This window comes from Armatimonas sp., assembly GCF_043757465.1.
In the GTDB taxonomy this organism is placed as follows: domain Bacteria; phylum Armatimonadota; class Armatimonadia; order Armatimonadales; family Armatimonadaceae; genus Armatimonas.
Map to the genome: position 1 here is coordinate 1 of NZ_JAYVPL010000079.1, position 24,718 is coordinate 24,718.

At 58.1% G+C, this 24,718-nt stretch carries 19 protein-coding genes; 15 read left to right on the forward strand and 4 right to left on the reverse strand.

The features are described from left to right. Positions 1-218 precede the first annotated feature (218 nt). The 15 genes from ACH2ED_RS10515 to ACH2ED_RS10585 all read left to right on the forward strand — a co-directional run bounded on the left by ACH2ED_RS10515 (position 219) and on the right by ACH2ED_RS10585 (position 20,864). A complete protein-coding gene (locus ACH2ED_RS10515; RefSeq protein ID WP_395090821.1) occupies positions 219-1,064 on the forward strand; it encodes a hypothetical protein in 846 nt (281 codons plus the stop codon). Positions 1,065-1,228: 164 nt separating this feature from the next. After that, a complete protein-coding gene (locus ACH2ED_RS10520; RefSeq protein ID WP_395090823.1) occupies positions 1,229-3,292 on the forward strand; it encodes a sulfatase-like hydrolase/transferase in 2,064 nt (687 codons plus the stop codon). Beyond that, positions 3,289-4,296, forward strand: a complete 1,008-nt coding sequence (locus ACH2ED_RS10525) for a dihydrodipicolinate synthase family protein (RefSeq protein WP_395090825.1) — start codon at positions 3,289-3,291, stop codon at positions 4,294-4,296. Before ACH2ED_RS10520 ends, ACH2ED_RS10525 begins: the two co-directional genes overlap by 4 nt. A gap of 24 nt (positions 4,297-4,320) precedes the next feature. After that, a complete protein-coding gene (locus ACH2ED_RS10530) occupies positions 4,321-5,313 on the forward strand; it encodes an NAD-dependent epimerase/dehydratase family protein (protein ID WP_395090827.1) in 993 nt (330 codons plus the stop codon). Further along, positions 5,310-6,113: an MBL fold metallo-hydrolase gene (locus ACH2ED_RS10535; RefSeq protein WP_395090828.1), complete on the forward strand. Its 804-nt coding sequence runs from the start codon at positions 5,310-5,312 to the stop codon at positions 6,111-6,113. Before ACH2ED_RS10530 ends, ACH2ED_RS10535 begins: the two co-directional genes overlap by 4 nt. Beyond that, positions 6,110-7,228 carry a hypothetical protein gene (locus ACH2ED_RS10540; RefSeq protein ID WP_395090830.1) on the forward strand — a complete coding sequence of 373 codons (1,119 nt, stop codon included), beginning with the start codon at positions 6,110-6,112 and terminating at the stop codon, positions 7,226-7,228. Before ACH2ED_RS10535 ends, ACH2ED_RS10540 begins: the two co-directional genes overlap by 4 nt. A gap of 5 nt (positions 7,229-7,233) precedes the next feature. Then, complete coding sequence (locus tag ACH2ED_RS10545; RefSeq protein ID WP_395090832.1) at positions 7,234-8,295, forward strand: pyridoxal-phosphate dependent enzyme; 1,062 nt, start codon at positions 7,234-7,236, stop codon at positions 8,293-8,295. Further along, positions 8,286-9,614, forward strand: coding sequence for a F390 synthetase-related protein (locus tag ACH2ED_RS10550; RefSeq protein ID WP_395090833.1), 1,329 nt, complete (start codon positions 8,286-8,288; stop codon positions 9,612-9,614). Before ACH2ED_RS10545 ends, ACH2ED_RS10550 begins: the two co-directional genes overlap by 10 nt. Next, complete coding sequence (locus ACH2ED_RS10555; RefSeq protein ID WP_395090835.1) at positions 9,608-10,597, forward strand: 3-oxoacyl-ACP synthase III family protein; 990 nt, start codon at positions 9,608-9,610, stop codon at positions 10,595-10,597. The genes ACH2ED_RS10550 and ACH2ED_RS10555 overlap by 7 nt, the downstream gene beginning before the upstream one ends. Before the next feature lie 77 nt (positions 10,598-10,674). Further along, positions 10,675-12,324 carry an efflux RND transporter periplasmic adaptor subunit gene (locus ACH2ED_RS10560; RefSeq protein WP_395090837.1) on the forward strand — a complete coding sequence of 550 codons (1,650 nt, stop codon included), beginning with the start codon at positions 10,675-10,677 and terminating at the stop codon, positions 12,322-12,324. Continuing rightward, entirely contained in the window at positions 12,321-15,419 is a 3,099-nt protein-coding gene (locus ACH2ED_RS10565; protein ID WP_395090838.1) for an efflux RND transporter permease subunit, read from the forward strand. Before ACH2ED_RS10560 ends, ACH2ED_RS10565 begins: the two co-directional genes overlap by 4 nt. Before the next feature lie 37 nt (positions 15,420-15,456). Continuing rightward, on the forward strand, positions 15,457-16,752 hold the full coding sequence (locus ACH2ED_RS10570) for an SGNH/GDSL hydrolase family protein (RefSeq protein WP_395090840.1): 1,296 nt from the start codon (positions 15,457-15,459) through the stop codon (positions 16,750-16,752). Further along, positions 16,753-17,721 carry an AccI family restriction endonuclease gene (locus tag ACH2ED_RS10575; protein ID WP_395090842.1) on the forward strand — a complete coding sequence of 323 codons (969 nt, stop codon included), beginning with the start codon at positions 16,753-16,755 and terminating at the stop codon, positions 17,719-17,721. Next, positions 17,718-19,247, forward strand: coding sequence for an Eco57I restriction-modification methylase domain-containing protein (locus tag ACH2ED_RS10580; protein WP_395090844.1), 1,530 nt, complete (start codon positions 17,718-17,720; stop codon positions 19,245-19,247). Before ACH2ED_RS10575 ends, ACH2ED_RS10580 begins: the two co-directional genes overlap by 4 nt. Positions 19,248-19,250: 3 nt before the next feature. Beyond that, entirely contained in the window at positions 19,251-20,864 is a 1,614-nt protein-coding gene (locus tag ACH2ED_RS10585) for a hypothetical protein (RefSeq protein ID WP_395090846.1), read from the forward strand. Here ACH2ED_RS10585 and ACH2ED_RS10590 read toward each other — a convergent pair. From ACH2ED_RS10590 to ACH2ED_RS10605, 4 genes are all read right to left on the reverse strand, one after another. Continuing rightward, positions 20,853-21,602, reverse strand: coding sequence for a sulfite exporter TauE/SafE family protein (locus tag ACH2ED_RS10590; RefSeq protein ID WP_395090847.1), 750 nt, complete (start codon positions 21,600-21,602; stop codon positions 20,853-20,855). The two genes, ACH2ED_RS10585 and ACH2ED_RS10590, sit on opposite strands and share 12 nt — an antisense overlap. Continuing rightward, the gene (gene uppP, locus ACH2ED_RS10595) at positions 21,603-22,475 is read right to left on the reverse strand and encodes an undecaprenyl-diphosphatase UppP (protein WP_395090849.1); all 873 of its coding nucleotides are present in this window, start codon (positions 22,473-22,475) and stop codon (positions 21,603-21,605) included. Between the two features lie 92 nt (positions 22,476-22,567). Beyond that, positions 22,568-23,311: a hypothetical protein gene (locus ACH2ED_RS10600; RefSeq protein ID WP_395090851.1), complete on the reverse strand. Its 744-nt coding sequence runs from the start codon at positions 23,309-23,311 to the stop codon at positions 22,568-22,570. A gap of 40 nt (positions 23,312-23,351) precedes the next feature. Further along, positions 23,352-24,638, reverse strand: coding sequence for a hypothetical protein (locus ACH2ED_RS10605; protein WP_395090852.1), 1,287 nt, complete (start codon positions 24,636-24,638; stop codon positions 23,352-23,354). Positions 24,639-24,718 lie beyond the last annotated feature (80 nt).

Below are 24,718 nucleotides of genomic sequence, written 5' to 3' on the forward strand. Positions count from 1 at the left end.
GTAGATGGGAAAGGCATTTTCAGCATTCATAGCAAACTTGGGCAAACGCCTGAAAACTGGGAAATTCGGTCTTCAAAAAAACAAATGCGGTTCCCCTGAACCAGCGAGGCGAAGAAGTAGTGGAGTATTGCATTTGTGGTATAATCCCCCAAAATCGCCACTCTGACCGCTGCGGCAGAAATACGAGTTGGGCGTACCAGGACGATGGAGTTGATTACATGAACCACATCACCCGACGCGTGAGCTACGTCTTCCTCTGCACCCTCCCGATTCTTGATACTGTCGCCATGGTGCGAGGCTTACGCATCCCGGGTGTCTATCAGGCCGCAGGCGGCCTACTCTTCGCGGCTGTTGTCGTGGCTGCGTGGATTCTCGGCGCACAGGGAGCGGGAAGCAGTGTGGGAGGGGATCGCCGGCCCGCAGTGGCTGGCGCACTTCTGATGGTGCCATTCGCGCTCGTATCGGTTCTCTGGGTGGGTCTTTCCGGGCCTTGGGATGCAACACCAGCGGAGAACTTGATTCGGTACCTGGTTCTGCTCGGCGGGTTAGTGGGTGTAACGAGCGGATTCATCGTTCTTGGCGAGTCCCTCCGGGACGCAGGTGAGCGCCTCTATTCGACGCTCGGGTTCTCCGCGACGCTGCTCGGCGGGCCGGCGTATCTCATCTGGCTGGTCACCCAGATCGGTGGCTGGTCCGCGAAGATGCGCACCGGGCACATACCTCCCACGCTTGTCTCACTCAGCGACGTGTTTGATACTCTACTCTTCGTCGCGGGCGCACTGGCCTATCTCTCGACGGCAGCGTTCGTGGCCTCGCTCGGACGAACCGGCTGGCTCGGTCGTGGAGCGACTCGCGCATACGTGATCCTGAACCTGGTTGCCTTGCTGTTCCTCATGACCCGGGGCCTGTCGTTCCCGGATCCGACGGTACTGGTGACACCCTGGTACACCCGTCCGGGCTTCATCGCGGGAATTCCAATCGTTCCATGGATCATGCCGTTCCTGTTAGGCGTCACCCTGCTGCGGCGCGCGGGCGATGAGCAAAAGGGGAGGAAGTCAGGGTGAGAGGTTTCGTGCCAAAGGTATAATTATCCTATGCAAGAGCCTACCGAAAACAATTCTTGCACGCAAGCGGGCACTGGTCGAGCGCCTGCGTCGCACGACTTCCTAAATCAGGAAGGCTTGGTTCTTATTCCTAGAATCTGCTATCATTCTGCAAGCGTTCAACTGTGACGCGCGAAGGAGTGGGGCAGATGGGTTTGGAGACGTTTCTCTTTGACAATGCGGCGATGCGGGACTTTCTGGTGCAGGGCTACTGCGTCCTGAAGGTCAATCTCCCGGTGGGGTTTCACCAGCCGGTGTTTGAGAAGACGAAGAAGAATCTCGCGCATCTGGCCTCCGAGAGCTTCCCGCTCTTTGTCTTGCTGAGCCTCTTCCTCATTTTATTCCCCCGCCCTGCGGGGGCTAGGGGGCCAGAGAAACCCAATATCGTCCTGATCTTCATTGACGACATGGGCTACGGCGACATCGGGCCGTTTGGCTCGACGAAAAATCGCACGCCGAACCTCGATAAGATGGCCCACGAGGGCATGAAGCTGACATCGTTTTATGCCGCGCCGGTCTGCTCGGTCTCGCGGGCGCAGGTGCTCACGGGCTGCTACGGGGCGCGTGTCTCGATTCCGGGGGTGTTCTTTCCGGGCGAGAAAAACGGCATTAACAAAGACGAGCACACGGTCGCGGAACTACTGAAGGCGCAGGGCTACGCCACGATGTGCATCGGCAAGTGGCACCTCGGCGACCAGCCGGAGTTTCTGCCCACGCGCCACGGCTTTGAACACTACTTTGGCTTTCCTTACTCCAATGACATGCTCCATAAGGCCAAGGGCGGCAAGCTACCCGTCGTGCCGCTGCTGCGCGACGACAAAGTGATCGAGCTGCTCACCGGCGAGGAGCAGAGCCGCCTTACGGAGCGCTACACCGACGAGGCAATCAAGTTCATTACGGAAAACCAAAAGAAGCCCTTCTTTCTCTATCTGCCGCACACGGCGATCCACACCCCGATCCATCCGGGCGCGAAGTTTGTGGGCAAGTCCGCCAACGGGCGTGTCGGTGACTGGGTGGAAGAAGTAGATTGGAGTGTCGGGCGGGTGCGAGAGACGCTGGCAAAGCTCGGGCTGGAGAAAAATACGCTCGTGGTCTTCACTTCGGATAATGGGCCGTGGCTCACCCAAGGCAAAGACAGCGGCGAGGCAGGGCCTCTGCGCGGCGGCAAGGGGAGCACCTGGGAGGGCGGGGTTCGTGAGCCGACGATTGCCGCGTGGCCCGGAAAGATCGCGCCAGGAAGCGCCTGTGATGCCGTGGCCGGAACCATTGATTTCCTCCCGACTTTTGTGAAGCTTGCTGGAGGTAGCGTGCCCACGGATCGCAAGATCGACGGCAAAGACATCGCGCCGCTGCTGCTAGGAAAGACCAAAGCATCCCCGCACGAGGCCCGCTACTACTTCAATGGCTACAATCTTCAGGCGATCCGCTCCGGCCCCTGGAAGCTCGCCATCGCATCCCAGAGCGAGGGTATGGGCAAAGCAGGTCAGACTGTTCCCGCATCGCTAGAGAGCCCCCGTCTCTACAACCTAGACACCGAGATCGGAGAGCGCACCGATGTCGCCGCCGCGCACCCGGAGGTGGTGGCGCGACTGAAGGCGCTGGCTGTGGAGATGGCCTCCGAGCTGGGGCAGGGGAAACCCGGCGTACGCCCGGCGGGTGTGGTGCAGAACCCGGTGACACTCTACCCCTTCGAGGAGGCGACCAAAACGGTACCGGCAAAGCCTGTCACGCTGGACGCGCTAAAAGTAGGCGACACGCTCAGTGGCACACAGGCGCCGCAGATTGTCAACCGTCCACTGACGATCTCTTGCAGCCTGGACGGTAAGCCCCCGAGCGGCGTGCTGGTCGCCCATGGCGGCATGAGCACCGGCTACGCGCTCTACCTCAAAGAGGGCTACGTGGTCTTCGCCGTCCATCCGTCTGGCGCGGAGCTGGTTCGTTTAACTTCTCCCGGCACACTCCCCGAGAACGCCGCGCTCGAAGCACGCATCGCCGCCGATGGCATGCTCAGCCTGAAAGTGAACGGACAGACCGTCGCCACCCGAAAACTCAGCGGCCCGCTCAACCGCCAGCCCCAGGAGCCGTTCAGCGTCGGATTCGATAGTGCCAACCCCGTTGATCCCACCTACGAGGGGATGCCGCGCTTTGCCGGGACGATCCGCGCACTGAAAGTCAGCACGCAAGAATGAGCAGCGTCAACGCCCAGCGTCAAGCGCTCCAAGCCCAGCTCTTTCCTGCTGGCATCCCGCGCCTCTGGTGCCCGACGCTCACGCACTTTCGCGCCGCGCACACCCCTGACCCGGAGCGCATCCAGGCGCACCTGATCGCACTCGCGCCGCACGTCAAAGGCATTCTCGTGCCCGGCTCCACCGGTGAGGGCTGGGAGATGACCGACACCGATATTCGCAGGTTGCTGGATATTGTACTTGCGGCTGCGGGAGAGCAAGGGATGCGTGTGCTGATCGGTGTGCTGAAAACCTCCGTGGACGAGATGCTCTCCTGCCTAGATGCGCTGGAGCCGCTGCGCACCCATCCCGCCGTGGTTGGGGTGACGATCTGTCCGCCTAAGGGCAGCGAGCTAACCCAACAAGCTCTTTATGATGGGCTTTCTAAGGTACTCGCTCGCGGCTGGCCCACGGCGCTGTATCAGCTCCCGCAAGTTACGCAAAACGAGCTTGCTCCAAATACCGTCGCCACGCTCACCGCCAAGTTTGCCAATATTCTACTCTTCAAAGACACCAGCGGCGAAGACCGTGTGGCGAGTAGCAGCCTCGACTTTGGGGGCGTTTTTCTGGTGCGCGGCGCGGAGAAAGGCGGCTACGCTCCCTGGCCACGTACCAACGGCGGCCCCTACGATGGCTTTCTCCTGAGCACTGCAAATGTCCTCGCCCCCCAATTATCAGAGATGCTGCGATTACTGGAAACCGGCGCACGCACCGACGCCGAGGCTCTCTCCCAGACGCTGATCAGCGCCGTGAGCGCCGCCTTCGCGCTTGTCGCCGAGTTTCCGCACGGCAACGTTTTTGCCAATGCCAACAAAGTTTTGGATCATTGGATGGCGCACGGTAAACTCGCTCTGAAAGTTGAGCCACCGCTTCTCTACAGCGGCGTGCGCCTGCCCCAGCACCTTATTGCGAGCGGTGGAGAAATCCTGAAGGCGCACGGGCTTCTGCCAGAAGACGGCTATGTCTAAGGCCGGGTAGAGTAAAATAGGGGTATGCAAGGGGCCAGGGCGGTGCTCATTACCGGGGGAACCGGCTTTATCGGGAGCGCCTTGGCTCGCGTGGCGCTGGAGCGGGGGTGGAGCGTGCACCTGCTGGGCCGTGACTTCTCGCGTGCGGAGAGTCTGCTCGCGGCGGGAGCCCGCGCCATTTCCTGCGACCTGCGCAGCCGGGACGGCGTAGTGGCGGCCTGTGAGGGTGTGGACATGGTCTTTCATATAGGAGCATTTTCGGCACCGTGGGGCGATTCGGTGGAGTTCCATGCCACCAATGTGGGAGGCACCGAAAATATTCTAGCGGCCTGCCGAGTGCACAAAATAGCGCACTTGGTGCATGTCTCGTCGCCGAGTGTAGTGTTTACCGGGTGCGATCAGTGGCAGCTCCCCGACGATGCGCCCTATCCGAAGCGCTTTGCCTCGGTGTACTCCCAGACCAAGAAGCTTGCGGAAGACCGAGTGAATGCGGCTTTTGCGGAGGGCAGCGGGCTAAGCGGCGTGATCCTACGCCCCAAGGCTGTTTTCGGGCCGGGAGACACCTCGCTCTTGCCGCGTCTGATCGCGGCGGCTCGCGCGGGTCGTCTGCCGCGCATCGGGGAGGGCAAAAACTTAGTGGAGCTGACGTATATAGACAATGCGGTCGCCGCGCTGCTCTGCGCCGCCGATGCGCCAAAAGCGGCGCTAGGGAAGACTTTTACGATTACCAACCACGAGGTGGTGCCGCTCTGGGAGGTGATTGCGCAGGTGCTGGCGGGGCTGAAGATTCCGTGGCAGCCCCGCACGATTCCTTTGCCGCTGGCACTCCTCGCGGCGAGCCTGATGGAGCGCAAGGCGGAGCGTACGGGTAAGGAGCCACTCCTCACACGCTACACAGTGCAGCTTCTAGCCCGCACCCAGACCTATGACACCCAGCCCGCCCGAAAACTCCTGGGCTACATGCCGCAACTCACACTTTCCGAGGGGATCGCCCGGACGATCCAGGCGCTCACATGACCTTCAAAATGCTGACCACGGGCTACTGCCTCGCAGACGAGAGCCATGTCCTACGCGGCGGACGACGAGGGGTATCGGTTCAGTGCCCGGCACGCGCCGCGCTATTTGAGCACCCGCAAGGCCGGATTCTCTTTGACACGGGCTACGCGGCTACACACCTCTTCGCCGCCGCGTCCCGCTTTCCGTATAAGCTCTATCTGCGTGCCACGCCCGTTTTTACCTCGCCCGAGGAGAGCCTCATGGCGCAACTGAGTCGTGAGGGGATCGCTCCCAACGCAATCCACGCAATAATCGTCAGCCATTTTCACGCGGATCATATCGCTGGGCTCAAAGACTTTCCGTGTGCTCACTTTATTGCCAGTGCCGAGGGACTGTGGGAAGTACAGAATCGCCGGGGCTTTGGTGCCCTGAAGCGCGCTTTTCTCCCAGAGCTTCTGCCGACAGATTTTGCCGAGCGTGCGACGCTTCTGGAGTACTTTACCGGCCCTGAGCTGGCTCCTTTTGGGCCAACGCACGATCTCTTTGGCGATGGTCTCCTCCGGCTCGTGCGTCTGCCGGGCCACGCACGCGGCCAGCTCGGGCTTTTCGCACAGACAAGTAGGGGTACCGTTTTTCTCGTCGCGGACGCCGCCTACTGCCGCCAGGCGATCCGTGAAAACCGCCCGCCGCATCCTATTACGAATCTCTTCACCGATAAGGGAGCAGCAGTGTGCGCGACGCTGGCTAAACTCCATGCCTTCGCCGCTGCCCACCCGGAGGTCTTACTCTACCCCACCCACTGCACGGAGACAGATCCGTGAGAGTGCTGATAACGGGGAGCCGTGCGCCCGTGGCAATTCTGCTCGCCCGCTCGCTACACGCCGCTGGGGCCACGGTCTACACCGCCGATAGCCTCCGTCCCAACTTTGGGCAAAACTGCCGCGCCGTCACCGAGGATTTTAGGTTGCCCTCGCCGCGCTTCGCTTCCCAAGACTGCCTTACCCTGCTTGCACGCCTTGCGAGCGAGAAGCAACTCAATGCGATTATCCCGACCTGCGAGGAGACCTTCGCGCTGGCGGCGGGGCGCACGAACTTGCCGCCCTCGGTGCGCCTGCTCTGTCCTGATATTGAGGTTTTAGATAAGCTCCATCACAAAGGGCGTGGCATCGCCTTTGCTGCAAGCCTTGGACTAGCCACGCCAGAGACTTGTGGCAAGGCGGATCTCACGCGCGATGGTATTCTTAAACGCGCGTACTCGCGTTTCTCCAGCCATGTGATTCCGCTCCGGGGCACGCAAGCACAACGTCAAAAAGCCGAAGCTAAAAAGCTCCCGGACGACGGTGAGTGGGTCTGGCAGGAGTGGATCTCGGGCAAGGCACTCTGCACCTATAGCCTCTGCCATGACGGGCAAGTTCTCGCCCACGCCGCCTACCGCACGCTCTACACCGTCGGCTTGGGGGCGGGAATCTTCTACGACGCCGTGCATGGCCCCTTGTATGACGCGTCACTGGCGGCGGCACAGAAACTGGCGGCGGCAACGCACTACACCGGCTCGCTCTCGCTAGACTTTATCGAGGAAGTAGCAAGCCGCTTGGTTCTCATCGAGATCAACCCAAGAGCCACGATGGGGCTGGCATTGCTTTCCCATCAGCCCGCGTTTGCCGCGTGCTGGAAAACTCTATTGGGTGGCGACAAGGCACCCGAGAAAGTAGTGCCGGGCACCGGGCGGCGGCAGCTCAAGGCGGCGATGCTCTTGCTGGGGCGAGAGCGCAACTGGCGCGATGTTTTTACCACCCCAGATGTTCTGAGTGATCCCAATGACCCTGGCCCCGCACGCGCCGCCTTGCGAATCTATCTTTCCTACGCTTGGCAAGCAAAAAAGAAAAAACTGAGCACGATGGCTTTCTCAACGCACGATATCGAGTGGAACGGGTAAATGACGTGGAACGGATAAGCGAGTTGCCGCTGCTCCTGCGCCGTTTCCCAGAGCTGACGCCGCATTTTCCGTGGACGCCGCTCCTGCCTGCGGTGCCGACGCCGGTGACGTTTCTTCAAGAGCTGGGTCTCTGGGTGAAGCGCGATGATCTGGCGTGCCCGCGTTACGGCGGCAATAAGGCCCGCAAGTTCGAGTGGATTCTGGGGGAGCTGAAGGCGCAAGGCAAGCGTGGTTTTCTGACATTTGGCGGCCTCTGTAGCAACCACTGCACGGCGGCGGCGATCTACGGGCGTGCCGCAGGATTGGATGTGACACTGTGCTTTGTCCCGACGCCGATTCAAGAGAACGAGTATAAAGAGCTCCTGCTCCAGGCGCATTTGGGTGCGCGGCAAGTGTTGCTGGGGCCAAGGACACTCCCCCTGCTGCGAATGCCGCTTGTCCCACCGGCGGGCTCGACGGTCGCCGGGGTGCTAGGCTATGTCAATGCCGGGCTGGAGCTGGCCGAGCAGGTGGCGCAGGGTAGCTTGCCAAACCCCGAAATGATTTATATCGCGGTCGCCACCAAGGGCACGGCGCTCGGGCTGGCGATGGGACTTACTCTGTCTGGGCTGGAGCCACGGCCCAAGCTCATCGCCGTGGAGACCGTGACACCCGCCTGGCAACGTGCTCGTGTCTTTCTGCCGACGCCGCAGCGGGCGCTCCAGCGGCTCCGCGCACTCTCTCCCGAAGCGCAGCGCTGCCTGCCTGAGAGCGTCGCCGCGCTCGCCTGTGAGAGCCGTCTCGGCTTTGACCGAGAGCCACTGGGGATCGTCTCCCCACCCGTGCTTGCAGCGCTTACTCAGGCACAGGCGCTTGGGCTCTCTCTCGATGCACATTTTAGTGCCCGCGCCTGGGCGGCGCTACAGGCGGACCGGGCGCAGCGGCAGGGCAAGCGGGTACTGTTCTGGCACACGCATGGCCAGGCCCCCGCAGAGAGCCTGGCCGCTGCCGAGGAATCTGGTGTGCGCCTGCCACTCGCGCTGGAGCGGGCGGCGCAGCAAGCACTGAGGAGAACGCAATGCTCTTAACTTTTTTACGCCACTATCTCGGCGCACACTGGCGCTTCACGCGGCTTGAGGGCACTGCCCTCACGAAATTCCAAGACACACTCGTGCGGCGGCAAGTGGCGTTTGCCAGCACACACTCACCGTTCTATCGGCAGCACTGGCAGGGCTCGGATTTGTCGGAGTGGCAGGCGTTGCCAACGGTGGACAAGCGGCTCATGATGGCGAATTTTACCGCATTTAACACACGCGGCGTAGACGGTGACGTGGCAATGGAGCGGGCTATCGTCGCCGAGACGAGCCGGGATTTTCGCCCGACCGTGCCCGGGACGGATCTGACGGTAGGGCTTTCCACGGGGACATCGGGGCACCGGGGGATGTTTCTGGTCTCGCCGCAAGAGCAGGCGGCCTGGGCCGGGGCAATTCTGGCGCGGGTGCTCCCCGGGCCGATTTGGCGGCGGCGCGGCTGGCGTGTGACACTGTTTCACCGGGCGACGAGCAATCTCTACGAGCGGGCGCGAAGCCGCTCCGTGACTCTAAACTACCACGATCTCATGCAGCCACTGCCCGAGGCGGTTGCCGCACTCAACGTCGAGCAGCCGCATATTCTGCTGGGGCCACCGACACTGCTTGCAAAGCTCGCCGATGAGCACCGGGCGGGGCGGCTGCGCATCCGGCCCGAGCGGATATTCTCCGTAGCCGAGGTGCTGGAACCCCAGGATGCCGAGCAGATCGCCGGAGCGTTTGAACTTGCCGCGCTGGATCAGATCTACCAGTGCACCGAGGGTCTGCTCGCTGTGAGCTGCCCGCATCACAGATTGCATATTATGGAGGATCTCGTTGTTATCCAGACCGAGGCGCTGGGCGAGGGGCGTGCTGCGCCTCTTGTGACGGATCTCTGGCGCACGACACAGCCGATCATTCGCTACCGGCTCGGGGATGTGCTGACCCTCGCACCACCGGGGCGCTGCGCCTGTGGCTCGGCGTTTCGGGTGATCGAGCGGATCGAGGGACGCCAGGACGATCTCTGTTATTTTCTGAAAGAAAATGAGGAGCGGGTGCCGTTCTATCCCGATACCGTGCGGCGCGCCGTCTTGCTCGCGTCGGGTCAGATTCTAGACTATGCCGTACGCCAGCGTCAGCCCGGTGAGGCGTGTGTGTTTTTAGAGCTTACTCTGGAGGCAAATAGAGTGCTTGTCGAGGATGCCGTACGCGCAAGCTTCACGCGCATTCTGGCCTCCTACGACTGCCGTCCCGCGATGCTCACTTTTGAGGCACAGCTTCCGCCCCGTGTCTTGGGAGCCAAGCGCCGCCGTATTCAGAACGAGAGTAAACCATGCTGAAAATAGCCGGGCTCGGAAAGTTTCTCCCAGAGACCATTGTCACGAATGCGGAGCTAGAGCAAGCACTCGGCCTGCGTGAGGGGTGGATTGAGCGTGCGACGGGAGTTCGCGAGCGCCGCCGTGCCCCGAGCGGGGAGTCTACGGCGAGGATGGCCGCCGCCGCTTCCCGGCAAGCGCTTGAGCATGCGGGTAAGACCATCGCGGACATTGATCTGATCGTCGGTGCGTCGTCGGGGCCGGAGCAATTAATCCCCTGCACGGCAGCACTGGTACAGCGTGCGCTTGGAGCACCCGAGGGCAAGAGCGCCTGCTTTGACATCTCCGCAACCTGCCTCTCGTTTCCCGTGGCGCTCCAGCTCATCGCGCCACTCTTAGCTTCCGGCGTCTACAAAAACGCGCTGCTCTTCTCCAGCGAGATGACAGCACACTCCCTCAACCCAAGTGAGCCCGAGAGCGCGGCTCTGATCGGAGACGCTGCCGCTGCCGCAGTTCTTATCGCAACACCGCCGGGGGAGGCAAGCTGCCTGCATCACAGTGCGTTCTCCACCTACGCCGCCAGTGGGGCCACGCTCACGCAGTTTCTAGGAGGCGGGAGCCGTCGGCACCCGAGCGACCCGGCCACGACGCGGGAGATGAACTTCTTTGCGATGCACGGTCCGCAGATCTTTCGGCTGGCGTCACAGTACATGCCCCCGTTTCTGGCGCAGTTTCTTGCCGAGGCGGGCGTGGGTGTTGAGAGCCTGGATCTTGTCATTCCGCACCAGGCCAGTGGGCGGGGGATTGCATTTGTGGCGAGCCGCTGTGGCCTGCCGCTGGAGAAATTCTTCATCAACCTCCCAGAAAGAGGCAACTGCATCGCCGCCTCGATCCCGCTGGCGCTCTGCGAAGCCTGGGAAACGGGGCGGCTTGAGCGCGGTCAGCGTGTCTTAATCGCGGGCACCGGAGCCGGGCTCACCCTTGGGGCGGTGGTCCTGACTTTTTGAGGTCGCTTCCGTAAATGATACTAAGGTTGGCCTAAAACACTTTTCATTTTTGCGGGAAGGGAGTACAGTAAGTGCAGATGAAACTTCGCTCGCTTCTTCCCTACACACTGCTTATCGCCAGCCTGGCGGGCGGTATTGCCTGGCGGCTCCAGGACAAGCGCACGGTGGCGGCGGATCTGGTCAAGTCGCAAGCCGCGCGTAAAGGCGCAGCGCCCAGTGTGGTGCTCGGGACAGCGGGGCCCAAGCGCCTGGTGCAGACACTCGAAGTGATTGGCTCGCTGGAATCGCCCCGTACGGTGAAGCTGGCGGCGCGCACCTCGGGGCGGGTGGTGTTTCTTGCGGCGCGTGAGGGAAGTGCGGTCAAGGCGGGCGAGGTGCTGGTGCGCATTGACCCGGTGGAACTCAAAGACGCCGTGCTGCAACAAGAGGCGACCGTGGCGGAAGCAAGGGCACGGCTGGCGCAGGCGCAGGCAACCGTGGACACCGGGCGCGTCTCGGTGCTGACGGGAATTGATACGCGACGGGCAGCGCTGGAGGGGGCACAGGCAACCCTCAATCGGGCGGAGCAGACCCGTGACGCCCAGCTCGCCGCCGCAAAAGCCGCTGTCGCCGATGCGGATGCCCGTGTGCAGAGCGCACAAGTTGTCGTGGCGAATGCGAAGAACGACCAGGCCAGTGCCCTGGCAAACCAGACAAACCTTAAAGCCAAGCTTGCCCGAGCCGAGTCGCTGCTGGCAAAAGGCTTTGTCTCGGCCCAGTCCGTGGACGATGCCCGGACGGCGTTTGAGGTGCAGGGAAATGTGGTCGAGACCACTAAAGGCCGCGTTGCCACGGCGGAAGCTGCCGTCGAATCACAGAAAGCGCTCTTAAACGCCGCACAGCAGCAAGTGACGGTCGCCGAAAAAGGCGCGCTCAGTGAGATCGAGACAGCCAAAGCGGCGAAGAAGCAAGCAACGGCGGCGCTCACGCTGGCGAGCTCGAATCGCTCTCAGACCGTTGCCTCGCGGGAGAATATCGCCGCGCTGAAGCAGGGCATTGCCGCCGCTGAGGCGCAACTGGCGCAGGCCCGCGCTCGCCTGGGAGAGACGGAGCTACGCAGCGCACTCTCGGGCATTGTGACGGCGCGGCCCGTGGACGAAGGCTCGAGCGTGACGGCGGGACAGACGATCTTGACCATCGCGCAGCTCGACTCGCTCTATGTCAGCGCGAGTGTTCCCGTGGAGCAGAGCGCCACGGTAGCAGTGGGGACACGGGCACAGATTCGTTTAGATGCGCTGCCCGGAAAGCCACTCACGGCCACTGTCACGGAGGTCAACCCCGCCGCCGATCCACAGAGCCGCCAGTACCTGATTCGCTTCAAGCTCGACAATACCAACGGCAAGCTCCGCCCCGGCATGTTCGCCCGGCTGATCTTAGAGCTACGGACGATCAACGCCGCCGTGGTTGTCTCCAGCGATGCCGTAAAAACCACGCCCAAGGGCTCCACGGTAACGGTAGTGGACTCGGAAAATACGGCAATGGTTCGCCCCGTCACGCTTGGGGCGAAAGTCGGCAGCGATGTCGAGATTCTCTCCGGGGTTGCCGCAGGGGAGCACGTGGTGATGCTCTCCTACAGCCCTGTCAGAGACGGTCATAAAGTCAAAAAAGCCAGCAAAGATAAATCCACCGAAGATGCGGCGGAACGCCCCAAAGCCGGACGTTCACCGTCCACGGAGGTGAAGAAGTGAATCTGGCACGTTTCTCGGTGCAGCGGCCCATTGCGGTTGTCATGCGCATTGCGGCGCTGGTCTTGCTGGGCGTCGTTTGCCTGACAAAGCTCCCCGTAGACTTGCTGCCAAAAATTACGATTCCCATTGTGGTTGTGAATACCACTTGGCCCAATGTCGCCCCGCAGGAGATGGAGACTCAGGTCACGCGGCCTATCGAGCAAGCCGTCTCCTCCGCTCCGGGTATTCAGCAAGTCACGTCTAACTCCACGCTGGGCAGCTCGTCGGTGCGAATCCAGTTCAACTGGGGCACGGATATCGGGCAGGCGGCCATTGATGTCTTGCAGCTGGTTCAGCGCGCCCGCCAGCAGCTCCCCGATGATCCGACGCTCCAGAACCCGGTGGTCTTCAAGTTCGATCCCGCGACGCTCCCCATTCGTATCTATGGCGTCTCCGGCATAGAAGATATCGTGAAGCTGCGTAGTTTACTCGCCAATGAGATCTCGCCGCTTGTGGCGTCTGCGGATGGTGTGGCGACGGCAACAGTGACGGGCGGCCAGACGCGCTCGATTATTGTCGAAGTGGACCCCGTGAAACTCCAAGCCTATGGCCTGAGCTTGGACACAGTGCAGCGGCGGCTGGTTCAGGAGAACATCAATCAGCCCGCCGGGATCGCGCGGCAGGGCGACCGGGAGTTTACGATTCGCTCGGTGGGCAGCTTCACGAGTCTGGCAGACGCGGCAAAGATTCCGCTGGCGCAGGTCAACGGACAGCGCGTGCTGCTGAGCGATGTGGCAACAGTGCGCGACAGCCACTTAGAGACGCGCATCCTCACCCGACTCAACGGTGAGCCCGCCGCGAGCTTTGCCATCACCAAGCAGAGCGAGGCCAACACCGTTGCCACCGCACAAGCTGTCGAGGCAAAGATCGAGGAAGTCAAGAAGCTCTATCCTGAGCTGATGTTTCGGGTTGCCTACGATCAGTCTGGCTTTATTGAAAACTCCGTCAAAGACATGCAGCACACGGCGATCATTGGCGGCGTCTTAGCGATTCTGATTCTCTTGTTCTTCCTGCGCAATGTCCGCAGCACGCTGGTCGTGGCACTCTCGATTCCCGTCTCTATCTTCTCGACATTCGCGCTGCTGTATTTCTGCGGCTTCACGCTCAATACGATCTCACTCTCGGGGCTTGCGCTGGCGACGGGCCTAATCGTGGACGATGCCGTGGTGGTTCTGGAGAATATCTTCCGGCACATCGAGCGCGATAAGCAGTCCGCCACGGAGGGGGCGGTCTCCGGGGCGAGCGAGATCACGAGCGCCGTGGTGGCCTCGACAATCACTGTGATGGTGGTCTTTTTGCCGATCTTGCTGATCAAGGGCCAGACGGGGCAGATGTTTACACAGTTCGCGCTCGTGGTCGTGTTTTCTATGGCCGTCTCGTTGCTCGACGCGACCACGCTTGTGCCGATGTTGGCATCGCGCCTGATCCACCGCGAGGAGCTGGAGCAGCAGCGCGAGAGCCCACGTGGCCTCTCTGGTTGGGCCGGGCGCTACTTAGACACTCTGGATGCCAACTACCGGCGGCGCCTGACCTGGGCGCTGGGGCATCGCTGGTGGGTGCTGGCGGGCGCGGCGGGCATCTCGCTGTGTAGCTATCTCTTTGTCCCGCTGATCGGCTCCGAGCTGCTGCCTCAGACCGATAGCGGCGACTTTACCGTGAGCGTGAAGCTGCCCATCGGCACGGCCTTCACCAAGACCAGCGAGACGATGAAGGAAGTCGAGAAGCGCCTTCTGGCCAACCCCGACGTGGATACGGTCTTTGCGGCGTCCGGAGCGACTCTCAGCTTGCGCGGCTCGGTGCGCGATCAGGCGGGGCATATTGGCAGTGCGACCGTCCACCTGAAAGAGAATCGAAAACACGCCACGCAGGACATCATTAAAACCGTGCAGAAGAGCCTTGGGAGCATTCCCGGGATTCGCGCGACCGTCTCGCCTTATGATCTTGTGACGCAGCTACTCACCGGCGGCGCGACCAACATGGAGGTGGATGTTTTTGGCCAGGACCCACAGGCCGTGGCCGAGCAGGCCAAGCGGGTGATGGATGCCCTTAAGAGCATACCGGGCTTGGAGGCGCTAGATCTGGGCGTGCAAGACGCGACTCCTGAGCTTCAGTGGAAAGTGGACCGCGATAAAGCCGCCGCGCTGGGTATCTCGTTCATGGATATCGCCCAAACACTGAGTGCCAGCACGGGCGGCGCACTGGCGGGCTACTACCTGGAAAAAGGCTATCAGTACCCGATCTACGTAATTCTCCCTGAGGCGAACCGCAAGTCCAAAGAGGCGCTGGTCAATCTGCCGCTCACCCCGCGCAGTGGAAGTGGGGACAAGCCAATTCTGCTTGGGCAAGTGGCGACGCCCTTTGAGACGGTTGGCCCCAACGAAGTGACGCGCCTGGATCGGCAGCGCTATATTGCGGTGAACGGTCGCCTGGTAGACCGCTCGCAGAGCGAGGTCGAGGCCGATGTGACCGAGGCGCTGAAGAAAATCGAGTTTTCGCAGGGGACGCACTGGGACTTCGGGCGCAACCAGAAGCGGCGCGGCGAGGAGTTCGCCGGGCTGGGCATCGCGGTCGTGCTTGCCATCGCCTTGATCTACATGCTGCTCGCGTCGCAGTTTGAGTCGTTTATCTACCCTCTGATTGTCTTAACCTCAGTGCCGCTCTGCGCTGTGGGCGTGGTGTTGTCGCTCTTTCTGACGGGCCGCGCGTTTGGCATCACGGCCTTTATTGGACTACTCATGCTTGTCGGTATTGTGGTGAAGAACGGGATTCTGCTCGTGGACTACACTAACCAGCTGCGCGAGCGAGGAACTCCGCGCAACGAAGCCATTCTCACCGCAAGCCCCACACGTCTGCGCCCCATCTTAATGACCACGTCGGCGGCGGTCTTAGGAATGCTTCCCCTCGCGCTGGCACTGGGCAAAGGCTCCGAGACCCAGGCCCCGCTCGCCACTGCCGTGATCGGCGGCTTGATTACGTCTACCGTGCTCACGCTCTATGTCGTCCCCTGTGTCTACACCCTCTTCGATGATCTGGGGCAGCGTTTGCGGCGGCGATAACGCAGGATTTTTCGTACAAGTCGCGAAATGCTACGGCATGAGAAATCTACCCCGACTTTTTGTTGCCGCGCTGACCTGCGGCACACTTTTCACTTTGACGACTCCGGCACGGGCACAGACCACGAACGCACCCTTCGCCCTGAAAAACGGCGACCGTGTGGTCTTCTATGGCGATAGCATTACTGACCAGCGCATGTACACCCTGCTTACGGAGCAGTACATTGTGACGCGCTTCCCGAACCTCAATGTGCGCTTTGTCCACTCTGGCTGGGGCGGGGATCGAGTGACCGGCGGCGGGGGCGGCCCGATTGACCTGCGCTTAGATCGCGATGTGACGGCCTATAAGCCCACCGTGGTGACCGTGATGCTCGGGATGAACGATGCCAGCTACCGCCTCTTTGATGCCGGAATCTTCCAGACCTACGCCGATGGCTACAAGCACTTAGTTGAGAAAGTCAAGAAAGACAACCCCGGCGTGCGCCTAACGCTGATTCAGCCTTCACCCTACGATGATGTGACGCGGCCTGAGGGCTTTCCTGGTGGCTACAACGCCGTGTTGCTGCGCTATGCCAGCTTTGTTGGGCAGCTTGCCGGGGAGCAGGGCGCGGGCGTGGCGGACCTGAACAATCCCGTGGTGGCGATGCTCAAGAAAGCCAACGCCACGGATGCGACTAACGCCGCCAAGATTATCGCGGACCGGGTACACCCTGGCTGGGGCGGTCAGCTCATCATGGCGGAGTGCCTTCTGAAGTCCTGGAACGCTCCCGCACTCGTCTCCTCGGTGAGTGTGGACGCTGCCAGCGGCAAGAGCACGGCGCAGAACGCAAAAGTGAGTAAGGCAGTGACGACAAAAGACGGGGCTGTCGCGTGGACGGCCACCGAGGGCTCGCTGCCCTTCCCGCTCGGCTCGCCCGATCCCAACGCAGCCGCCCCCTACAACCTCGCCGTTGCCTCATCGGACTTTGTGGAGGCACTTGACAAAGAAATGCTCATGGTCACCAATCTCTCCGCGCCACGCTACACGCTTAAAATTGACGGCAAGAGTATCGGAGAGTTTACCAAAGAGCAGCTCGCCGCTGGGATAAATCTAGCGACTCTGAACACGCCCATGCTCCAGCAAGCGCTTCTCGTGGGCAAACTTACCCAGCTCCGCGCCAACGTACACAATAGCCGCTGGCGTGAGTACCAAGTGCCGCAAGCCAATGACCCACAGGCCAGCCAGTTCCTCCCCCCTCTTCTGAAGAACCTGGACGCTGCCGACGAGCCGCTCACCAAAGCCCAGCGCGATGCCGCCAAACCGCGTGCGCATCAGTTTATGCTGGATCCCAAATAAATGGCAAATATCAAATTAGCGGCACACCATCCTTTTGAACGTGCCCTCTCGGTCGCTTCTGCTGATCTTCAGCGAGAGCTGCGTTTTGCTCCGATCGCTTGGGCTGACTTCTTGCTAAATCCACGCCGACTGCGTGGTAGTGATTTTTTGATGCGCTGGTCTCAGGGAGTCTGGAGTGAGCACCGTCTTACCAAGGCGGTGGAAGAGACACAACGCTACTTTGCTCTGCCCTATGGCCCTAGTGGAACAGCACCAGCGGAAGACGTTCGGGCTTTTGAACTCTATTTTGAGCGTTTGGAGGCTGCGGGGCTGGGGCAAGTCAAGCGGCCTGATCTTCTTATATTTCGTCAGTCCAACTACTTAGCAGTAGATGCAATAGTGGATTCTCTTGGTGGGATTGAGGAGTTACCTTTTATCCCAGAGACCGACTTACGTATCCAGGAATTGCTTGGCTATGTTCTGATCGCAGTAGAGTGCGAGAACAGTTTATGGGTAGCTCACAAAATGCCCGATTACCAATCGTCTCTGAGACCTCAGCGGCGTTTGGGTGGGAAACCAGGATTAAAGAAGAGCTGTGTTACTCCTACTATTATTGTTAAAGAAGAGGATCGTAATTTTTTACGAGGATGGCAAGAGCAACAAAATATTCCCATTCATATCTGGCACGCATTCTATGATAGGGCTTTTGGGATTTCGTTTGATAGGCTTGAGGAGTTAATTGTGGAAGGGCTGATTGAAGGAACGAAGCAAATTTTCCAAGCACCTAACGGAGCGACGACGCAAAAGGTAATTTACAAAACCTATCATCACTATGCCTATCCACTGGGGGAAACTGAAGGCGAAGTTACTCTGATTGCAGACTCCATTACGGATGCAAATGGTCATATCCTGCCCTTTGTTCGTTTTGAAGGAGGGCAAATTAAACTTGCTGATTCGGCGCTGAAACTACTTGATGAGGTGGCTCAATGAAGCGCCATCAGCACTTACCTACTTTCGGGCCGGGGCGTGAAGTTCTTCAGGCAAAAGGACAGTTCTGGACGCCTGATTGGGTTGCCGATGCAATGGCAGCCTATGTTCTGGCAGGAGGAACTGACTCCGTCTTCGATCCTGCGGTTGGTGGCGGCGCTTTTTTTCGCGCAGTCAGGCGAGTTGCTAAAGGATCACCGATTACTCTGCTCGGACGTGAAATTGATCCTGCTGCACTGGAGGAGGCTCGTGGAACCGGACTCACGGACGATGATCTCAAAGGCGTAGAGTTATGTGATTTTGCCACCATTCCCCCTGTTGGCCCCTTTCCGGCGATTATCGCCAATCCGCCCTACCTTCGGCATCATCGGCTGAGTGCGGAGACGAAAGCTTGCCTGAAAGAATTTGGAGCGAAATTATTAGGAAAACCGTTGGATGGTCGGGCAGGGCTTCATGTCTACTTTCTCCTGAGGGCACTTGTTTTACTGGCCCCCGGTGGACGTTTGGCATTTATTTTGCCTGCTGATGTGTGTGAAGGTGTCTTTGCAAAGCCACTCTGGGAGTGGGTGACAAAAAACTTTCAATTAGAGACGACGATTACATTTGCACCTGAAGCAACTCCATTTCCTGGTGTGGACACCAATGCCATTGTCTTTCTGATTTCAAAGACCGCTCCTGCGAAAGTACTCACTTGGCTGCGTTGCACACAAGCACATACCGATGATCTACGACACTGGGTCGAAGGAGGGAGCGCACCGAGTATCGAGCAGACGGAGCGTTCTATGGGGGAGGCATTAGTAACGGGCCTTTCCCGTCCGCCTCGCGACCTCGATGCACCTATCGGGCCGATTCTCGGAGACTTCGCCCGCGTTATGCGAGGAATTGCCACTGGTGACAATGCATTTTTCTTTTTGACTCAAGAGCAAGCGGATGCACTGGAAATCCCGGATGAATTTTTGAAAGATGCGATTGGCAGAACTCGTGATATCAGTAGCGACCATCTGACATTGGCGCATCTGGAGGCTTTGGATGTCAAGGGGCGCCCAACTTTGCTTTTTGCCCCGGATAATCGGCCCTTGAGTGCATTTCCAAAGAAAGTACAAGTCTATCTTCAGCAGGGGGAAGCACTGGGACTACCTCAGCGTGCCCTGATAAGCCAGCGTAAGCCCTGGTATAAAATGGAGCAGCGCACGCCTCCACCGTTTCTGTTTGCCTATCTAGGGCGACGTAATGTACGCTTTATTCGAAATGATGCAGAAGCGCTTCCTCTTACTGGTTTTTTGTGCATCTATCCGAAGCGTAGTGATCCCGCCTACATTGATGCACTCTGGAAAGTTTTACAACACCCGGGGACGGTTGCAAACCTTGCTCAAGTAGGGAAATCCTACGGTGCTGGTGCAATTAAAGTCGAACCTCGGAGTTTAGAGCGATTGCCACTACCTGAAGTGCTTGTGGCACAATCGGGGTTGTTTTTCCCAAAACTTGCACTTGAAGAGAAGAATGGTTACAGTCTTTCTCTGGGATTATAGCTTGTGACGCTCCTGCCCGGTTTCCACGCGAGCCCCTGGTTCGCCGAGCAGGTGCGTGAGACCTGGCTTTTACCCGATGTTCGAGCGGTGCTCAACGCGCCGCTTGCCTTCGATCCGGCAAAACCGACGCGCTTGGTGGTCTTCACGACGCCCAACGGGAATACGATTGAGCAGACGTTAGGGAGCCAGCTCTCTGAGAAAACAAATAAGACCGACTGGCACTTTGATATTCAGCACGTCGCGGCGCAGATTCGGCTCTTGCGGGAACAGACCCCCGGCGACAATATCGCGCTGGCCTGCCTGGAAGCCAGTGGCCTGAGCTGGCCCGCGTGGCGACAGAAGCACTCGGACAACGCGGCACTGATCCGGCGCTTTGTAGACGAGCTACGTGCGCTCTTTCCCAGCCCTCGCGTCGCACTCACGGGGCACAGCGGCGGCGGGAGTTTCTTATTTGGCTTCCTCAATGGCGGCGAGACCATCCCAGACTTTGTTGACACCATCGGCTTTCTCGATGCCAACTACTCCTACAGCGACACGGATCGGCACGGCGATAAATTACTCACTTGGCTGCGTGGCGACAGAAAACGACGACTCACCGTGCTCGCCTACGACGACCGAGAGATCCTGCTGAGTGGCAAGAAAGTGGTCGGCCCGGAGGGGGGGACGTTTCGGGCGACAGGGCGGATGCGGGCACGCTTTGCAAGAGAGTTTCCGCTGACCGAGAGCAAGATGGGGCCGGTGATCAGCCAGATGGGCCTTGGGGGGCAGCTCGCCTTGCGTGTCCACCAGAACCCCAAGAATAGTATTCTCCACACGGCACTGGTAGGGGAGTGGAATGGCCTGCTCGGCGTGCTCGATCCCAATCAGCCCTTCACGGAGCCACGTCGCTACCCAAAATTCGTCCAGCCTGCCGCCGGGATTCCGCCACGCCTGGCAAGCGCCCCAGGTGGCAGTGAGATCTTTGCACGGCTGGCGACGCTCACCGTTGCGGAGCGTGAGAACGTTCTCGCACAAGAGCTGCTACGGGGGAATCTGCCGAACTTTCTGCGGACTGTCCAGCCCGTTGTTTTAGGAAGCTTAACGTGCTATGTCCTGCCCGACTATCTGGCCGTTGGTAGCGACACAGACTTTATCCGCACGCCCCTCACGCCCATGACGGCGCAGCTTCTTACGGATGCTTTTGGCTGTACGCTACCGACAAGGTTCTTGGTAGACGCAATCTATCAGCAAGCGGGGCTCAAGCTGGAACCCCGCCCCCTCACCGAAGCGCGGGAGGCGGCCAGTACGTTTGTGCAGCACCACAAGATTATCGAGGAGCAACGCGCGGGCAAGCCGCTCGGGCTGCTGGTGGCGGGGATCAAGAAGGATGTGGTGCTCACCAATCGCCTGAAAGAGAAGCCGCATAAAGTGGCTATCTACGGCTGGCACAAGCTCGACGGTCAGCCCATCCAGCCCTTGACCATTGTCCACCGCGAGACCTACGTGGACTACAGCCACGGGATCCGCTTTGTACAGCGCGCCGCGCTGCTGAAGGGCAAGCCTTGCGATCTCCTTGCGCTGCTCCACGATCCGATTCTCTGCACGCTCCTCAGCGACGAAGGGGTGCTAGGGGATTAGGGAACGCACCAGCATCCAGAGGCTGCCTAGGGCGGTGAGCGCCAGTGCAAGCTGCTCGAAGCGCTGCTGAGAGATACGCTCCGAGAGCGGCTTACCGACCAAGCCCCCCAGAATCGCGTAGGGAAAGAGCCAGACCGCGAAGCGCAGGCTCTCCCACGTAATGTTGTGGCTGAGGAAGATGCTGAAGGGGACCTTTATCCAGTTGATCAGAAAAAAATAGACGGCAGCTGTTCCGAGAAACGCTTCCTTGGGCAAGCGCATGGCCAGCAGGTAGAGTGTCGTGACGGGGCCGGCGGCGTTGGCGATCATGGTCGTGAAGCCTGCCGCAAGCCCGGCGAGCGGTGCGGCCCAGGCAGGGACTTTCGGTACGTCTTTTTGCTGACTACGCCAGATTCCCGTCAGGCAAATGGCAAAGAGCACTGCGCCCAGAACCGGCTTGAGCAGCCTATCATCCATCCGATTCAGGAAGAGCGCCCCGAGCGCGATCCCGACCACGCTCCAGGGCACCAGGCGCAGGATCTGTCTCACATCCCCGTTCTTGCGGTGCACGGCGACGGCCAATAAGTCCGCGCAGATGAGCACGAGCAGGGCCGCGCCCACCGAGAACTTCGTGGGCAGTAGCAGGGTGAAAATCACCACGCTGACAATGCCTAGGCCCGGTACGCCGGTCTTGGAGATTCCCACGGAGAAAGCGCCAAACGCCAGGAGTGCCCACTGCCACAGAGCCAGTGTCGGCATCTACGGCAGCTTACCCATGCCATGCATCGTCAGCACGACCACACCCAGTACGACCCGCCAGATCACAAAAAAGAGTGTCGAGTGCTTTGCCAGGTACTTGAGCATCCAGGCAATCGAGGCATAGCCGACCACAAAAGCTACAATGGTTGCGACAAGTGTCTCGGTAGTGCTGAAGTGCATCGTGCCTGGTAGCGCCACTTCCGTCGTCTTGGGCTTAATGACATCTTTTAGCTCAAAGAGACCCGAGAGAAGCACTGCGGGGAGCGAGAGTAAAAACGAGAACTCCAGAGCGGCATCACGGTCGAACTTGCGCACAAACGCGCCGATGAGGGTCGAGCCGGAGCGTGAGACACCAGGGATCGCGGCAAGCGCCTGCATCAGCCCAACCGCCAACCCGTCGCGCCAGGTAATAGCGGTGAGGGGCCGCTCACGCAGCTTCTCCGTGCCCTTCTCGACCAGCCAGAGCGCCAGCCCCATCAGGATTAGCATACTGGCAACGGGAACCGGCTCACGCAGAGTCGTCTCGATGTACTTCTTCAGCGCCAGCGCCAGTAGTGCCAGGGGAATCGTCCCAACACAGACTGCGAGCAGGAGCTGCACTTCCCACGAGGTCGTCCGTGGCTCACCTGGCGGCGGCGGCGCTTGCTTCAGCGCCCGCCAGATTCCGGCAAGGGTCTGCCCGATACGCTTGCGAAAGTAGACAAAGACAGCGAGCAGTGTCCCGAGCTGGATCACTGCCGTAAAAGCGACTCCCGCATCGCCCCAGCCGAGCATTCGAGGAATCAGATCCAGGTGCGCCGACGACGAGACGGGGAGAAACTCCGTGAGGCCCTGGATGATTCCCAGGACAATGGCTTTAATAAACAGTTCCAAAAAGGACTATTCCTTTCGTTGCCACGGTGATTGATAAAATCGTAGCAAAATCTGATTCTATCATGATGCTAGAAATAGTCCAAACTTAAATTTTAAATTTTGTTCTCAGATGCTTTAGAAACCAGAGTTCTTTTCCATCTAATATATCTATCTATCTCATCCTTAGGTTTATTTAATTGCATTCCTTCATTTATAAGAGCATCAAGGTAATAAATAGCTTTGTTGATGTTTTTTAAATCCGTATAAATATGAACGTACATGATTTTTTTATTTTGATCTTTTGATATTTTTGTGTAGCTATTTAGATGCTCTAATGCTTTTTTTGCATTAGTTGATTTTATAGTTTGGTTGTTTTCACTTATGTTTTTGTTCGAGTATGATTCTGCGCAGATTATATGCGCAGATTTAAGACCGGGCTGTAGTCTTAATGCTCTCTCACAAAGTTCTAGAGATTTAGAATAATTGAATTGTTTGTAATGAAAATATCCAGCCATGACTAAAAATAAGGGTTTCACGTTTTTGTTATTAATACTATCCTCTCTAGCTTCATTGGCCCAATGAGCGATTTGTTCTTTGCTAACTCCTGTCTTCGCCCCTAGTGATTTCCACTCATTAGTAGACATCTGACGCCATGAAAGTAGACATTGTATAAAAGAAAATTTGGCAAGTGTATCTGCTTCGGGTTTAAAATTCATACTGATTTGCTTCTGTTTATCAATATCTACAAATTGACTTACCAATGGTATGAACATTTTTATGAGGGTCAGATTAGTTTTTTTGAAACAATCTTCACACCAACCCTCTGTAATTTCTTCGATGGCTTTATATTTTTGCATAATATTACGATAGTATTTTCAAAGCATTGGAAAACTTAATCTATCCCCAGATACCTCCTAAACCACCGCCACCTAAAAATTTCTGTCGCCAATCTTCGTTGTCATAAAAATAGTACCATTGTGGTGTTTCACCATCAGGTCGCGATGCGGATAGTTGATGCTTAGATGTTGGATCACTGGGATTTGCAAGTATCTCACCTTCAGCATTATATTGCCTGAAGTCGAAATTCTTGTGATAGGTGATCTTTCTCAACAACAATACAGCACGGGCACCCTCTGCTAGGGTAGGATCATTAACTGACACATTTTCTTCGGGAGCACCTTGAGTCATACCTATATCAAATCCAGCCCAACCTATTGGAAAACCACCAGAAAATGACCAATCTCCACCCTTGTGAATAGTCACACTATGTGTCTTCCCAGTACCATCATAAGCTCCAGTTAATGGATTGCCTCCGGTTGACGGTTCGACTATTTCTTCAGTAGTAAATCCAGCTGACGTGATATCGTCATAGATTTCATGGACATGTAAAATATATTTGGCTTTTGCAGGGCCATACGTATCTTGATGAGTATAGATTACAGGGAATTCCGTTACTAGGTTTGGTATTCCTATCCATTTTGGCGGCGAGAAGGAATCTATAGTGTAGCGCCGCATGCCTGCTATAGGCATTTTAATAGTGTTCCAAATACTATTCGCGCCGGAATACGCAGGTGACCATGAAGTGGAACTTCCCACATAAAACCATGTGCCAAAAATATCGCCGTTGAAATCTTGCCAGTTTGGGGTATCTAAAGAAAAATAATCACCCAACATATTATGATGATCAGTCCCATATGAATAGATGGTATTTCCATGAAGAACACCATCCGAAGTTTGCCATGTCTGGCCTTGGCGAGAAATATTAACACCACGAAGCTCGATATTAAACGAAAAACCAACACCTCCAGTTGTTGACCCGGCGGGAAAATTTAAGCCAGGGTCAGGAGAATCAACGAATAAATCATCAATAGACGTATCTAGCATGCCTCCTATTGTTGAGAAATTACTTCCATTACTACTAAAAGTCGAGGTATGAATAAGATAACTGATATACAGAGGGACTATATCATTTCCGAAAAAATATAAATTAGCCCGGATTTTCCCGCTGATTGAGGCATTATGCCCCTGATCATTTTGTGAATGACTGGATTGATCAGATTTGTAAACATTTCCAACAGCACCCGTCACCGTCTGATTATTTTGATAAGTTACAGTTTGCCCTAGAGCAATAGAACCTGTACTAAGAGCCGATAACGAAATCACTAACGACGATACGAACTTCATGATTTTACCTTCTTCGAGAACCGCGCTTTAAAAATGGTTTTTAGTTTCGATCATCCGAAACTAATGTAAAGATTTTATCA